This window comes from Microcella sp. (assembly GCF_046293215.1).
Classification (GTDB): domain Bacteria; phylum Actinomycetota; class Actinomycetes; order Actinomycetales; family Microbacteriaceae; genus Microcella.
Window position 1 is genome coordinate 289,489 of record NZ_JBKBPI010000001.1, and the last position, 14,294, is coordinate 303,782.

Here is a 14,294-nt window from a genome sequence, read left to right on the forward strand (position 1 = left end):
GTCAGCTCCGGTTTCGATCGATGTCGTGAGGTTCGGGGGCGTGCGCGGGGCGCACAGCAGTGAGCAAGTCTACGACCTCCTGGGCCGCGCGCTCGACATCGTCGTTGACGACGTGCACGTCGAACTCATCCTGGGCCGCCAATTCGACCTTCGCGGTCTCGAGGCGCCTGGCCTGCTCAGCGGGTGTTTCGGTGCCCCGACCGATGAGGCGGCGCACCAACTCGTCCCAACTGGGGGGGAGCAGAAAGACGAGCACGGCCTCGGGCATCGCTCGCTTGACCTGCCTGGCGCCCTGCAGGTCGATCTCGAGCAGCACGCTGCGCCCCGAGGCGAGCGTTGCCTCGACGGGAGGGCGCGGGGTGCCGTAGCGCGAGAGGTTGTGCACCGTGGCCCACTCGAGAAACTCGTCGGCCTCCACCATGCGGTCAAACTCGGCGTCGGAGACGAAGTAGTAGTGCACGCCGTCACGCTCCCCCGGGCGGGGAGCCCGCGTGGTGGCGGACACGCTCAGCAGCACGTCGGGGTGGTGGTCTCGGATGAATCCCGAGACCGTGCCCTTTCCGACCGCCGTGGGGCCGGCGAGCACCACGAGCCGTCCGCGCTCGCTCGCCGTTGCACGGCTGCGCAGCCAATCCCCGAACGCCTGGCGCTGCCGCACGCCGAGGCCGCCCAGCTTCTTGACCGGGGCGATTCCCAACTCGTCGAGCACCGCGGCGACGCGCACCGGCCCGAAGCCGCGGAGGCTACCGAGCAGTTCGCGCACGCGCAGGCCGCCCTCCACGCTCGAGGGGTCACGCCACGCGGCCTCAGCGACGCTCAGGGCGTCCCGCTCCCCCGCGGCGACGGCCGCCTTTACCGCGGCTCGCGCCTGGCGTGCGGCGACGGCGGCGCGCCCAGCGGCGGCCCGGTCAACCTCGGGTGGCCGGTTCATGCAGCCAGCTCCGCCCGGTGCTGCGCGATCGCCGCCTCGAGCCCGTCGGGACCAGCGGCCAGAACGCTGCGCGACACGCTCGCCAGGGTGCGCTCCGCGAGCGGGCCGTAGTGGGCATCCAGCTGCGAGAGTCGACCCCCCTGGTGCCCGAATCCGGGCGCCAAAATCGGAACAGCGGGAAGCGCCTCGGGGTCGAGGCCGACATCGGCAAGCGGCACGGTCGCGCCGACGACGAGACCCACCGATGACCACTCACCGCGGCCTGCGGCGGGCGCGCCGAGTGCCGCGACATCGTGGGCGATGAGCGCTGCGACCGTGTGGCCGTCGGCGCCGAGCGCGGTCTGCACGCGGGCGCTCTCGGGGTTGGAGGTGGCCGACAGCACAAACAGGCCGGCTCCGTGGCGCTCGGCGCGCTCGACCGCGGGTGCCAGCGAGCCGACGCCCTGATAGGCCGACACGGTGAGTGCGTCGCTCGCGAGCGGTGAACTGGAGTCGAGCCACGCCTCGGCGTAGCCGGCGAGGGTGCTGCCGATGTCACCGCGCTTCGCGTCGGCGATGACGAGGATGCCCGCCTCGCGCGCCCGGCGGATCACCCGTTCCAGCACCGCGATGCCTCGCGAGCCATGCCGCTCGAAGAACGCCACCTGCGGCTTGACAACCGCCACGCTCCCGGCGGCCGCGCGGATAACCGTGTCGGCGAACGCTTCGAGACCCGTCGGGTCGTCGCCGAGCCCCCACTCGGCGAGCAGGCTCGCGTGCGGGTCGATGCCGACACACAGTCGCCCGTGCGTCTCAACCGCCACGCGCAGACGCTCGCCAAACGGCATCATCGCTGCGCCCGAGCCGCGTCGTACTCTTGCAGGCTCGTGACCGACACGGGCTCGTCGCTCGATTCGAGCGACGCGACCGCGGCGCCCAGGGTCGCGATGGTCGTGAACAGCGGCTTGTCAGCCGCGACCGTCGCGGTGCGAATCTCGAGCCCGTCGGCGCGCGCCGTGCGCCCGCTCGGGGTGTTCACGACGACGTCGACCTGCCCGTCGTTGATCAGGTCAACGATCGTGGGCTCGGAACCGTCCCCGCGCTCGCCGTGCTTGCGCACCACGCGCGCGTCGATGCCGTAGCGCGACAGCACCTCGGCGGTTCCCCCGGTAGCCCAGATCTCGAACCCGAGCTGCTTGAGGCGCAGAATCGGCAGCACGACGCTGCGCTTGTCGCGGTCAGCGACCGAGGCGAAGACGACTCCCGACTCGGGGAAGCCCCCGTAGGCGGCGTCTTGGCTCTTGCGGAATGCGCGGGGGAAGTCACGGTCGATCCCCATCACCTCACCGGTCGAGCGCATCTCGGGGCCGAGCACGCTGTCGACGACGGCGCCCTCGCGCGTGCGGAAGCGGGTGAACGGCAGCACCGCCTCCTTGACGGCGACGGGCGCATCCAGCGGCACCGAGCCTCCGTCGCCCTCGGGCAGGAGCCCCGACGCGATGAGCTCATCGATCGAGCGGCCGGCCATGACGAGCGAGGCCGCCTTGGCCAGCGGGATGCCCAGCGCCTTCGAGACGAACGGCACGGTCCGCGAGGCGCGCGGGTTCGCCTCGAGCACGTAGAGCACGCCAGCGCCGATGGCGAACTGCACGTTGATGAGGCCGCGCACCCCGATGCCTCGGGCGATCGCCTCGGTCGCCTGGCGGACCCGGTCGATCACCTCGCGACCCAGCGTGACGGGCGGCAGGGTGCAGGCCGAGTCACCGGAGTGCACGCCGGCCTCCTCGATGTGCTCCATGACGCCGCCGACGTACAGGCGCTCGCCGTCGAACAGCGCGTCGACGTCGATCTCGACGGCATCGTCCAGGAAGCGGTCGACGAGCAGCGGCATGCCGGGGCCGATGATGGCCTGGTCGCGCACGCGGTCGAAGTAGTCGACGAGGCTCTCGGAGTCGTAGACGATCTCCATGCCGCGGCCGCCGAGCACGAAGCTCGGGCGCACGAGCACCGGGTAGCCGATCGACTCGGCGACGCGCACGGCCGAGTCGGCATCGATCGCGGTGCCGTTGCGGGGAGCGATCAGGTTCGCGGCGTCCAGGATGCTCGCGAAGGCTCCGCGCTCTTCGGCCAGGTCGATCGCATCCGGGCTCGTCCCGAGAATCGGCACCCCGGCCGCCGCGAGCCCCTGCGCGAGGCCCAGCGCGGTCTGGCCACCGAGCTGCACGATGACGCCGAGCACCTGGCCGGAGGCCTGCTCGGCCTCGATGACCTCGAGCACGTCTTCGAGGGTGAGCGGTTCGAAGTACAGGCGGTCGGAGGTGTCGTAGTCGGTCGACACCGTCTCGGGGTTGCAGTTGATCATGATCGTCTCGTAGCCGGCGTCGCGCAGGGCGAAGCTGGCGTGCACGCACGAGTAGTCGAACTCGATGCCCTGACCGATGCGGTTGGGGCCGGAGCCGAGGATGACGACCTTCGTGGCCTCGCTCGGCGCCACCTCCGTCTCGAGGTCGTAGCTCGAGTAGTGGTACGGCGTAAGTGCCGGGAACTCGCCGGCGCACGTGTCGACGGTCTTGAACACGGGCCGAAGGCCCCGGTCGCGGCGCAGCTGACGCACCTGCACCTCGGGAATTCCGCGCAGGCTTGCGATCTGGGCGTCCGAGAACCCGTGCTCCTTCGCCTCCCGCAGCGTGTCGGCGTCGAGCTCGTCGGCGGCGGCGACTCGGTCGGCCACCTCGTTGATGAGCACGATCTGGTCGAGGAACCACGGATCGATCCCGGTGGCCTCGAACGCCTCCTCGATCGTCGCGCCCGCCCGCAGGGCCTGCTGCAGCGTGACGATGCGCCCGTCGGTGGGCTTCTTCGAGGCGGCGAGCAGGGCATCCTTGTCGCCGGGCTCGCCGTCCCAGTGGAAAGAGGATCCGCGCTTCTCGAGGCTGCGCAGCGCCTTCTGCAGGGCGGTCGAGTAGTTGCGGCCAATCGCCATCGCCTCGCCGACCGACTTCATGGTCGTCGTCAGCGTGTCGTCAGCACCCGGGAACTTCTCGAAGGCGAAGCGCGGCACCTTCACGACGATGTAGTCGAGCGTGGGCTCGAAGCTTGCCGGCGTGACTCCTGTGATGTCGTTCGGAATCTCGTCGAGGCGGTAGCCGATGGCGAGCTTCGCGGCGATCTTCGCGATCGGGAAGCCGGTCGCCTTCGACGCCAGCGCGCTCGACCGCGAGACGCGCGGGTTCATCTCGATGACGATGACGCGACCCGTGGCGGGGTCCACGGCGAACTGCACGTTACAGCCGCCCGTGTCGACGCCGACGTCGCGAATGATCTGCAGGCCGATGTCGCGTAGCTTCTGATACTCGCGGTCGGTGAGGGTCAGCGCCGGCGCCACCGTGATCGAGTCGCCGGTGTGCACGCCGACCGGGTCGACGTTCTCGATCGAACAGACGACGACCGTGTTGTCGGCGCGGTCGCGCATGAGCTCGAGCTCGTACTCCTTCCAGCCGAGGATCGACTCTTCGAGCAGCACCTCGGTGGTGGGCGATGCGTGCAGCCCGTCGCCGACCATGCGCTTAAGCTCGGCCTCGTCGTAGGCGAAGCCCGAGCCGAGCCCGCCCATCGTGAACGACGGGCGGATGACCATCGGGTAGCCGAGGTCGTCGGCGGCCGCCAGGGCCTCCTCGACCGTGTGCACGATGGCGCTGCGGGCCACGTCGGCGCCAGCGTCGAGCACGAGCTGCTTGAACAGCTGTCGGTCTTCCGCCTTGTGGATCGCCTCAAAGGACGCACCGATGAGCTCGACGCCGTACTTCTCGAGAATGCCGCGCTCGTGCAGCTTGATCGCCGCATTGAGGGCCGTCTGACCGCCGAGGGTCGGCAGCACCGCGTCGGGCTTCTCTTTGGCGATGATCGCCTCGATGATCTCGGGCGTGATCGGCTCGACGTATGTGGCGTCGGCGAAGTCGGGGTCGGTCATGATCGTCGCCGGGTTCGAGTTGACGAGGATCACGCGAATGCCCTCGCTGCGCAGCACGCGGCAGGCCTGGGTACCCGAGTAGTCGAACTCGGCGGCCTGCCCGATCACGATCGGGCCCGACCCGATGACGAGGACGGAATTGATGTCGTCGCGCTTGGGCATCAGGCAGGGCTCTCCGAATCGGTGGCGGATGCGCGCCCGCGGGTCGCAAGGACCATGTCGCGGAAGCGGTCAAACAGGTAGGTGGAGTCGTGCGGGCCGGCGGCCGCCTCCGGGTGGTACTGCACGCTGAAGGCGGGGACGTCGAGCGCGCGAAGGCCCTCGACAACCTGGTCGTTCAGCCCGATGTGGCTGACTTCGACGCGGCCGAAGCCTGCGGGACTGTCGACGACGCCCTCAAGCGGCGCGTCGACGGCGAAGCCGTGGTTGTGCGCGGTGATCTCGATGCGGCCCGTCTCTTTGTCGAGCACGGGCTGGTTGATGCCCCGGTGCCCGTACGGCAGTTTGTATGTGCCAAAACCCAGCGCCCGGCCGAGCAGCTGGTTGCCGAAGCAGATGCCGAAGAAGGGCGTCTTGTCGGCGAGCACCGCGCGCAGCAGTTCGACGTGGTTGTCGCTCGCGGCGGGGTCTCCCGGGCCGTTCGAGTAGAAGACCGCGACCGGGTCGAGGGCGCGCAGTTCGTCGATCGTGGTCGACTGCGGCAACACGTGCACCTCGAAGCCGCGCTCGGCCAGAGCTCGCACAGTCGCCGCCTTGATGCCGAGGTCGATGATGGCGAGCTTTCCGATGAGGTCGCCCTCGGCCGGCACGACCTCGCCGACCTCGACACTGACCTGAGCCGACAGGTTCTGGCCAGACATTTCGGGGGCGGCGGTGACGCGCGCGAGTTGCTCGTCAGCATCCAGCGCCGCGTCGTCGCCGGAGAAGATGCCGGCGCGCATGGCCCCCACCTCGCGAATACGGCGGGTGAGCGCGCGGGTGTCGATGCCGCTGATCCCCACGATGCCGTCGGCGATGAGGTCATCATCGAGGCTGCGCGTGGCGCGGTAGTTCGACACGATGCGCGATGGGTCACGCACGACGTAGCCGGCGACCCAGATGCGGCGGCTCTCGGGGTCTTCTGGGTTCATGCCGGTGTTGCCGATGTGCGGGGCGGTCTGCACCACGATCTGACCGGCGTAGCTGGGGTCGGTGAGCGTCTCTTGGTAGCCGCTCATGCCGGTGGCGAACACCGCCTCACCGATGGTCGTGCCGCGCGCGCCGTAGGCGCGTCCGGTGTAGCGCGTGCCGTCTTCGAGGACGAGCACCGCGGGGTCATGCGTCATCGGTGGGCCTTTCATCGGGGGTGGTCGCAGAGTCAGGGATGCGCGTGCGGACCGCGTCGATCAGCGCACGGTCGTCACGCGCCGGCAGGCGCAGCCAGGTGTCGACCTCCGTGTCGCCGAGGCGCCACGAGAGCACGGTGAGCCCGTCGGGCTCGACCGCCTTGTCGATGGTCCAGGTTCCGAGGCCAATGCCGACGAGGTCGGCCGGCACAACGAGGATCGGGTCGGCGCCGGGGAAGGCGAGCACCACCCCCTCGTCGTGAACGCCAACCTGGATGCGCGAGCGGTAGCCGAGACCGTGGGCGCTGACCCGCTCGAGCGGCTGACCGGCGAGCGTGGTCGCGTGTGCGATGGCCTCGGTGAGGAAGAGGGGTGCACTCAGCGACTCCGGCGCGCGATGGGGCGCGGCGAAGGAACCCTGCCGGCGACGGCGGCCACTCCAACCCCACCAGGCGAGCGCGAGCAGCACCAGCATGAGGCCGATCGTGATGGCGCCGGGAAGAAGGCGTTCCATGTCAGCGGTCCTTCCCCGCGGCCGCTGCGGCCACGGTCGTGGCGTCGACGAGCGCGCCGTCGAGAACGGTGGGCACCCCGCCGTGCACGGTCGCCACGACCCGTCCGGGCAGCGTGATGCCGGTGTACGGCGTGTTGCGGCTGCGGCCGCGCAGCTCACTCGGCGACCAGGTGCGCGATGCGGCGGGATCGACGAGCGTGACGTGCGCGGGTTCACCCACGGCGAGTGGCGCGGCATAGCCGGAAAGGCGACCGATGCGCGCCGGGGTCGTGGACAGCACGCGAGCGACCGCGGCCCAGTCGAGCATCCCCGTGTCGACGAGCGCGTGCTGCACGACCGAGAGGGCAGACTCGAGCCCCACCATTCCGAACGCCGCCTCCGACCAGGCGCACTCTTTGCTCTCGTCGGGGTGCGGCGCGTGATCCGTCGCGACGATGTCGATCGTGCCGTCGGCCACGGCCGCGCGCAGTGCGGCGACATCGTCGGCGCGACGCAGTGGCGGGTTGACCTTGAAGCGCGCGTCGTAGTCGCGCGCCGTCTCGTCCGTGAGCAGCAGGTGGTGCGGGGTCACCTCGGCCGTGACCTGGATGCCCCGGGCCTTCGCCCAGCGCACCACGTCGACGCTGCCCGCGGTCGAGACGTGGCACACGTGCAACCGCGACTGGGTGTGCTCGGCGAGCAGCACGTCGCGGGCGATGATCGATTCTTCCGCTGCCGCAGGCCAGCCCGTGAGCCCCAGTTCGCCCGACAGCGGGCCCTCGTTCATTTGCGCGCCCTCCGTCAGGCGCGGCTCCTGGGCGTGCTGGGCGACGACCCCGTCGAACGCCGCAACGTACTCGAGTGCGCGGCGCATGATCAGCGGGTCGGCAACGCAGTGGCCGTCGTCGCTGAACACGCGCACCTGCGCGCGCGAGGACGCCATGGCTCCGAGTTCGGCGAGCTGCTGCCCGGCGAGCCCCACGGTGACCGCGCCGATGGGCCGCACCGTTGCGTATCCGTGCTGGCGGCCGAGCGCCTCGACCTGCTCGACAACGCCGGCGGTATCGGCAACCGGGGTCGTGTTGGCCATCGCGAACACGGCGGTAAAGCCGCCGGCCGCCGCGGCCTGCGTGCCGGTGAGCACGGTCTCCGAGGCCTCCCCACCGGGCTCGCGAAGATGCGTGTGCAGGTCGACGAGGCCGGGCAGGGCCACGAGACCCTCCGCGTCGATCACCAGGTCATCGGCGCTGGCGACTGCCGTGCCGACGGCGACGAATCGGCCGTCGGCGATGCGGATGTCGGCGCGGTCTCCGCCCAGGATCGCCGCGCCGCGAATCAGGATGCCGCTCATGCTCGCCCTCCGTCGGTTCCGGCCACGAGAAGGTAGAGCACTGCCATGCGGATCGACACCCCGTTCGTTACCTGTTCACGCACCGTCGATCGGGTCGAGTCGGCGGCGACGGACGCGATCTCGAGCCCACGATTCATCGGGCCGGGGTGCATCACTATCGTATCGGCGGACAGCGCGGCGAAGCGCTCAGCGGTGAGACCCCAGATGCGGGCGTACTCGCGCTCGGTCGGGAAGTACGCGTCGTGCATGCGCTCGCGCTGGATGCGGAGCATCATGACGGCGTCAGGATCGGTAGCGAGCGCATCATCGAGCAGCTCGTGCACCGTCGCGGGCCAGGACTGGATTCCCGCCGGCTGCAGCGTGCGAGGAGCCACGAGGTGCACCTCGGCGCCCAGCGTGGCAAGCAGCCAGACGTTCGAGCGAGCGACGCGCGAGTGCAGGATGTCGCCCACGATGACGACGCGGGCTCCGTCGAGAGCCCTCCCCCGCGCATCCTCGCCGTGCAGCCGACGGCGCAAGGTGAACGCGTCGAGAAGCGCCTGCGTGGGGTGCTCGTGCGTGCCGTCGCCCGCGTTAATGATGGCGGCGTCGATCCAGCCGGCGTGCGCCAGCCGGTGCGCGGCGCCGGATGCGTGATGGCGCACGACGATCGCGTCGGCACCCATCGCGACGAGAGTCTGCGCGGTGTCCTTGAGGCTCTCGCCCTTCGACACGCTCGAGCCCTTCGCGCTGAAGGTGATGACGTCGGCGCTCAGGCGTTTGGCGGCCGACTCGAACGACAGTCGGGTACGGGTCGAATCTTCGAAGAACAGGTTGACGATCGTCTTGCCGCGCAGCGCGGGAAGCTTCTTGACCTCGCGGTCGGCGGTCGCCGCCATCTCTTCGGCGACGTCGAGGATGCGCACGGCATCGTCGCGACCGAGATTCTGTGTGCTGAGCAGGTGTCTCATGAGCTGATCGCCACCTCGTCGACGCCGTCGACCTCGGTGAGGCGCACGAACACGCGTTCACTCGTCGCCGATGGCAGGTTTTTGCCGACGAAGTCGGCGCGGATCGGCAGTTCACGGTGCCCTCGGTCGACGAGCACGGCCAGCCGAACGGCGCGCGGACGACCGTGATCGGCAAGCGCGTCGAGGGCGGCCCGCACGGTGCGGCCAGAGAACAGCACGTCGTCGACCAGCACGACGACGGCGTCGTCGATTCCGCCCGCCGGGATGCGCGTGGGCGCCGGTGCGCGCGTCGCGCTGCGGCCCAGATCGTCGCGGTGCATTGTCACATCGAGGGTTCCCACCTCGGCAACACCGGGTTCGATCTCGTCGACGATGCGGTGCAGGCGCTCGGCAAGGGCGGCACCGCGGGTCGGGATACCGAGAAACACGAGGCGGCCGTCGCCGCGCCGTGCCTCGAGGATTTCGTGGGCGATACGGCGCAGAGCGCGCGCGATGTCGGCTGTCTGCAGCACGGGGCGTGCGGACATCTCGACCTCCTTCCCCGCCTCACAGGACGGTGCTTAAAGGATGTCTGGGTCGCCGACCACTCTACCGGTCGCCGGCGGCGCCCTCGTTCGGCACGCGTGCGACCGCCCGCACGGGGGCACCATCGAGCCCGTCGAGACGCAGGGGCAGGATGATCGCCTCGGCTCCGCGCGGCGGCACACGGTCGAGTGCGGCGAGGTTTTCGACGATCACGCCCGCCGCGCCCAGCCACAGCTCGTGCACGGGAAGCGCCCACGCCCCGTCCTCCCCCGGCCACGACGGGTCCGGGTTGAGCGTGTCGACGCCGAGCACGCGCACCCCCCGTTCCCAGAGCGCGGCCGCCAGAGCGACATCGACGACGGGATGCTCGAGGTACGACTCGTCGTCGAAGCGCGCGTCCCAGCCGGTGCGCACGGCCACGATGTCGCCGGGGCGGATGGTCGGCGCACCGTCGAGCACGTCGACGCCGATCCGCTCGCGCGCGGCGCGACCGGTCGCGTCGATGACGACCAGCGGGGCGACGAGATCATCGAGGGCGACCGCCTCGAGGGTCGCGCCGTCCGCGATGGAATGGGCGGGAGCATCCAGGTGCGTGCCGGTGTGCGTCCCGAGGTGCAGGGCGCTGACGCGGAAGCCGTCGTTCTCGAGGGTGGCGGCGTCAGCGACCGAGACCTCCGGGTCGCCGGGGAAGACGGTCATCCCCCCGGCGATCCGGTGGCTCAGGTCAATCAGCATGAGCGCAGGCTACGCCTCCACGGCCTTCTCGGGCGCGGCGTCGGCCAGGTGCTGGTGCTCCGGCTCGGAGCCGTCACGCTTCAGGCGACCGGTGAGCGCTGCCGCCGCGATCGCCACGACGACCGTGAACACGAACGCCGGGATCGTGGCGCCGATCGGGCTCGGGAACTGGTAGGTCAAGAGCAGCGAGAAGCCGAACCCGAGTACCCACACGACGATCATCGGAATGTTGACGCCGCCGGTGAACCAGTACCGGCCGCCACGGTGCTCGAGGATGTCGGCCGTGTACACGCGACGGTTCACGATGTAGTAGTCGACGATCATGATGGCGAACACGGGGATGAAGATCGCGCCGATGACGAACAGGAAGTCGATGAACAGCCCGAGCAGCCCGAGGAACGTGGAGCCGATCACCGTGATCGCGCCGATGACGAGCGCGGTAGGCAGGAAGCGGAGCTTCAGGCGCGGCAGCGCGTTGATCGCCGAGGTGGTCATGCCGTACACGACGAGGGTGTTGGTGGCCATCACCGAGACGAAGATGACGGCGGCCAGAGCGACACCGAACTCGCCGACGATGACGCCGGGATCGAACTCGACGACCTCGCCTCCGGCGAGCACGACGTAGGCAATGGCGGTGGCGCCGAGCGTCATCGACAGGAACGTCGAGACCACGTAGCCGACGCCGGAGCCCACAACGGTCGGGCGGGTGCTGCGGCCCAGACGGTTGAAGTCTGCCGAGAGCACCGTCCAGGAGATGGCCGTCGCGATCACAATGTCGAGCACCGTCAGGTTCGTCAGACCGATCGAGGCGTCGGCGGGAATCGCGAAGTAGGCGCTCGGCGGGAACGTCGTGAAGGCGACCGTCAGCACGTAGCCGATGATGCCGATCATGACGACCGCGAGCCACGGCTCGACGCGGCTGATGCCCTCATGGCCGAAGATCGCGAGACCGACCACAATCAGCTGGCAGATGACGGCGAACAGGGCGGGGTTCGAGTAGCCGGTGAACTCGGCGACGACGAAGTCGACGGTAATGCCGGCGAGCATCGCCTGCACCCAGCTCCAGCCGAGCAGAATCAGCAGGTTTGCCGCGACGGGCAGCAGCGAACCGCGCGTTCCGAACGCGCCGCGCGTGAGCGACATTGTCGCCAAACCGGTGCGCGTTCCGATGGCGCCGACCGTCACGAGGACGGCACCACCGATGATCGAGCCGACGAGGATCAGCAGGAGCGCCTCGCCATACCCGACGCCGGGAACAAAAATGGTGCCCGTCAGCATCGTCGTGACCACGAAGTTCGATGCGAGCCAGATCATGGCGATTCGACGCCAGGTCAGGCTTCCGCGCAGCGGGCCCGAACCGTCGGCATTGGCCTCAAGGCGGTCAGAAAGGCGTCGCCACGCGGACGGGCGAGCGGTCGTGGTGGACATCGGTGACTCCTTTGTCGAGTGGGTAGGGCGGTGATCAGGTCGTGGGAGCGGTCGAGAGGTGTTCGTGCACGGCGAGCACCCCGCCGTCGGCTTGGCGCTGGAAGACGATGGTCTCGCGCTCGCGCGTCGTGGCGTCGTCTCCGGGCACACCCGCCGTCGTGACGACGGTGTGGGTGAAGATTGCCGTATCGCCGAGCAGCTGAACGAGCGCCTCGCTGCTCGCGCACGACACGACGCGCCAACCGTCGGCGAGCCAGCTGGCCCAGAGCGCCTCGTATGCCGCGCGATCGTCGAGGCGCGAGGCTTCGGGGTGGAAGACGAAGGTCGCGGTCGGATGGAACTCCGAGAAGTAGGCGTCGGTGTCGGTACGGGCGAAGGCGTCAACGATGCGGGCGGCGGCGGCCGTGACCTCGTCGGTCGTGAGCGGCGCGGCAGCGGTTGTGCTCGACATCGGTGTCCTCCCTGCGCAAATGGATGCCTCTAGTGCACCAATCGTTGTCTGTTGGACAACATACGCCATGGTCGCTCTCACGGTGCGTCCTGTCAAGCACAACGCGCCCCGCACCGCCGGATGGCGACACGGGGCGCGTCACGTCGCGCGGGCTCGCACTACCCCCAGCGCTTGAGCAGCTGACGTTCCCCGACGCCCACGAGAGCGTCGGTGGTCTTGCCGAGCACCGCGAGCAGCACGATCGCGAGGAAGAGCCGGTCGATGCGCCCGTTGCTCTGCGACTCGAGCAGCAAGAAACCAAGCCCCATGCTCGACCCGACGAGCTCCGCTGCCACGAGGAAGAGCCAGGACTGGGCGAGAGCCAGGCGGAGCCCGGAAACGACGGAGGGCACAATCGCCGGCAACTGGACGGTCGTCAGAAGCGAGACGCCGCGGTAACCGTAGGCGCGGCCAAGCTCGACCAGGTGTCGGTCGACGTGACGAAGAGCCCCCGCCACCGTTGTGTAGACCGGGAAGGCGGCGCCGATGGCAATCAGCGCGACCTTGGAGTCTTCACCGAAGCCGAGATACAGCAGAAGCAACGGCGCCCACGCGAGCGACGGCACGGCACGCAGCGCGCCGACCGTGGGCGCAAGTGCCCCGTCGGCGAGCTTCGACAGCCCGACGATCGCGCCGAGGACGAGCCCGACGACCGCGCCGAGCGCAAAACCGATGAGCACACGCTGCGTCGAGATCGCGACATACAGTCCGAGCAGCCCGCGCTCGCCGAGATCGACCGCGGCGAGCACGACCGACTCCGGGGTCGGGAGGCGATGGGCGGGCACCCATCCCAGCGTGGAGGCGAGTTGCCACAGGACGAGGATCGCGATCGGCAGGACCGCGCCGAGCGCAATGTAGCCAATCCGGCGACGACGCTGACCCGCAGGGCTCGCGGGCCGGCGGTCGATGCCGGACGAGCCGACATCGGATCCTGCGACGGTGGGCGCCGCAAAGCGGCGGCCCGAATCCTCGGGTCGCCGCTGTGCGGTCGCGCGGGTGCGCTGATCAAGAGCCATAACTGGCGTCCTCCGGTTTACTCGAACCGAGCGGGGTCGGCGTTCCGGGCGAAGTCGGGAAGCAGGAGTTCGGCGAGCGCAGCATCCACGGCATCCTGCGAGGGGATGTCGCCGTTGTCGACCTGAATCGGTCCGACGCGCTCGAGCACCGCGCGCTGCACGTCTCCGGGCACCGGGTCAAGGTCGATCACGGTGCGCTCGAGGACGGCCTGAGCGATCTCGATGTCGATCGCTCCGACCTCCGCCAAGATCGCGGCGGTTTCCTCGGGGTTGTCGATGGCCCACTGCCGTGCGCGCTCGTAGGCGTCAACGACGAGCTGCAGCAGATCGGGGCTGCGCTCGATGAAGTCCTCCGTCGCGTTCAGGAAGCCGTAGCTCAGCAGGTCAATGTCGCGGTAGACGATGCGCGCGCCCGTCTGCTCGGCGGAGGCCATCATGGGGTCGAGACCCGCCCACGCGTCGACCGTGCCGTTCTGCAGGGCGGCGGCTCCGTCAGCGTGCTGAAGGTTTTGGATCGACACCTCCGAGGCCTCGACACCGGCCTGCTCGAGCGCCTGCAGCAGGAAGAAGTAGGGGTCGGTTCCGATCGTTGCGGCGACGGTCTTGCCGCGCAGCTCGGAGACGTCGTCGATGTCGGAGTCGGCTCCCACGACCAGGGCTGACCACTCCGGCTGGGTGTAGATCGACACGGTCTGGATGGGCGATCCGTTGGCGCGAGCCAGGAGCGCGGCCGATCCGGCGGTCGAGCCCAGGTCGAGTTCGCCGGCACGCAGGCCCTCGTTCGCTTTGTTCGAGCCGAGCGACTGGGTCCAGACGACCTCGACATCGTCACCGAGCGTGTCCTCGAGCCAGCCCTGGTCACGAATGATGAGGCTCAGCGGGTTGTAGGTCGCGAAGTCGAGCGACAGGCGGTCAGCTGACCACTCCCCCGCGGCGCTCGTGTCGTTCGTCGGTTCCGGAGCAACGGCACTGCCTTCGCCGGCGACGCAGCCCGCCATGACCATCGTCGCGGCAGCGGCGACGGCGGCGAGCGGGAAGAGGGGACGGCGATTCATGGTGTGCCTTTCTGGTGGTGATGCGAGGGTGGGGTGGGTGGTGCGG

The 14,294-nt window shown here is 69.6% G+C and carries 13 protein-coding genes; all 13 read right to left on the reverse strand.

From position 1 onward, the window contains the following. Position 1: 1 nt before the first annotated feature. The 13 genes from gmk to ACK4SC_RS01445 all read right to left on the reverse strand — a co-directional run bounded on the left by gmk (position 2) and on the right by ACK4SC_RS01445 (position 14,248). A complete protein-coding gene (gene gmk / locus ACK4SC_RS01385; RefSeq protein ID WP_409614126.1) occupies positions 2-931 on the reverse strand; it encodes a guanylate kinase in 930 nt (309 codons plus the stop codon). Beyond that, on the reverse strand, positions 928-1,761 hold the full coding sequence (gene pyrF / locus ACK4SC_RS01390) for an orotidine-5'-phosphate decarboxylase (RefSeq protein ID WP_409614128.1): 834 nt from the start codon (positions 1,759-1,761) through the stop codon (positions 928-930). The genes gmk and pyrF overlap by 4 nt, the downstream gene beginning before the upstream one ends. Then, positions 1,758-5,042, reverse strand: coding sequence for a carbamoyl-phosphate synthase large subunit (gene carB / locus ACK4SC_RS01395; protein WP_409614130.1), 3,285 nt, complete (start codon positions 5,040-5,042; stop codon positions 1,758-1,760). Before carB ends, pyrF begins: the two co-directional genes overlap by 4 nt. Beyond that, a complete protein-coding gene (gene carA, locus ACK4SC_RS01400; protein WP_409614132.1) occupies positions 5,042-6,205 on the reverse strand; it encodes a glutamine-hydrolyzing carbamoyl-phosphate synthase small subunit in 1,164 nt (387 codons plus the stop codon). The genes carB and carA overlap by 1 nt, the downstream gene beginning before the upstream one ends. After that, positions 6,195-6,719, reverse strand: coding sequence for a hypothetical protein (locus tag ACK4SC_RS01405; protein ID WP_409614134.1), 525 nt, complete (start codon positions 6,717-6,719; stop codon positions 6,195-6,197). The genes carA and ACK4SC_RS01405 overlap by 11 nt, the downstream gene beginning before the upstream one ends. Before the next feature lies 1 nt (position 6,720). Beyond that, positions 6,721-8,049 carry a dihydroorotase gene (locus tag ACK4SC_RS01410; protein WP_409614136.1) on the reverse strand — a complete coding sequence of 443 codons (1,329 nt, stop codon included), beginning with the start codon at positions 8,047-8,049 and terminating at the stop codon, positions 6,721-6,723. Beyond that, on the reverse strand, positions 8,046-8,999 hold the full coding sequence (locus tag ACK4SC_RS01415; RefSeq protein ID WP_409614137.1) for an aspartate carbamoyltransferase catalytic subunit: 954 nt from the start codon (positions 8,997-8,999) through the stop codon (positions 8,046-8,048). The genes ACK4SC_RS01410 and ACK4SC_RS01415 overlap by 4 nt, the downstream gene beginning before the upstream one ends. Next, a complete protein-coding gene (pyrR, locus tag ACK4SC_RS01420) occupies positions 8,996-9,526 on the reverse strand; it encodes a bifunctional pyr operon transcriptional regulator/uracil phosphoribosyltransferase PyrR (RefSeq protein WP_409614139.1) in 531 nt (176 codons plus the stop codon). The genes ACK4SC_RS01415 and pyrR overlap by 4 nt, the downstream gene beginning before the upstream one ends. Before the next feature lie 61 nt (positions 9,527-9,587). After that, positions 9,588-10,259, reverse strand: coding sequence for a cyclase family protein (locus ACK4SC_RS01425; RefSeq protein ID WP_409614140.1), 672 nt, complete (start codon positions 10,257-10,259; stop codon positions 9,588-9,590). A 9-nt stretch (positions 10,260-10,268) separates the two neighbouring features. Then, complete coding sequence (locus ACK4SC_RS01430; protein WP_409614142.1) at positions 10,269-11,687, reverse strand: purine-cytosine permease family protein; 1,419 nt, start codon at positions 11,685-11,687, stop codon at positions 10,269-10,271. 34 nt (positions 11,688-11,721) lie between these two features. Further along, positions 11,722-12,138 (reverse strand): YybH family protein, encoded by a 417-nt coding sequence (locus ACK4SC_RS01435; RefSeq protein WP_409614144.1) that lies wholly within the window; start codon positions 12,136-12,138, stop codon positions 11,722-11,724. A 158-nt stretch (positions 12,139-12,296) separates the two neighbouring features. Beyond that, on the reverse strand, positions 12,297-13,193 hold the full coding sequence (locus tag ACK4SC_RS01440; RefSeq protein WP_409614145.1) for an ABC transporter permease: 897 nt from the start codon (positions 13,191-13,193) through the stop codon (positions 12,297-12,299). A 17-nt stretch (positions 13,194-13,210) separates the two neighbouring features. After that, complete coding sequence (locus tag ACK4SC_RS01445) at positions 13,211-14,248, reverse strand: aliphatic sulfonate ABC transporter substrate-binding protein (RefSeq protein ID WP_409614147.1); 1,038 nt, start codon at positions 14,246-14,248, stop codon at positions 13,211-13,213. Positions 14,249-14,294: the final 46 nt, after the last annotated feature.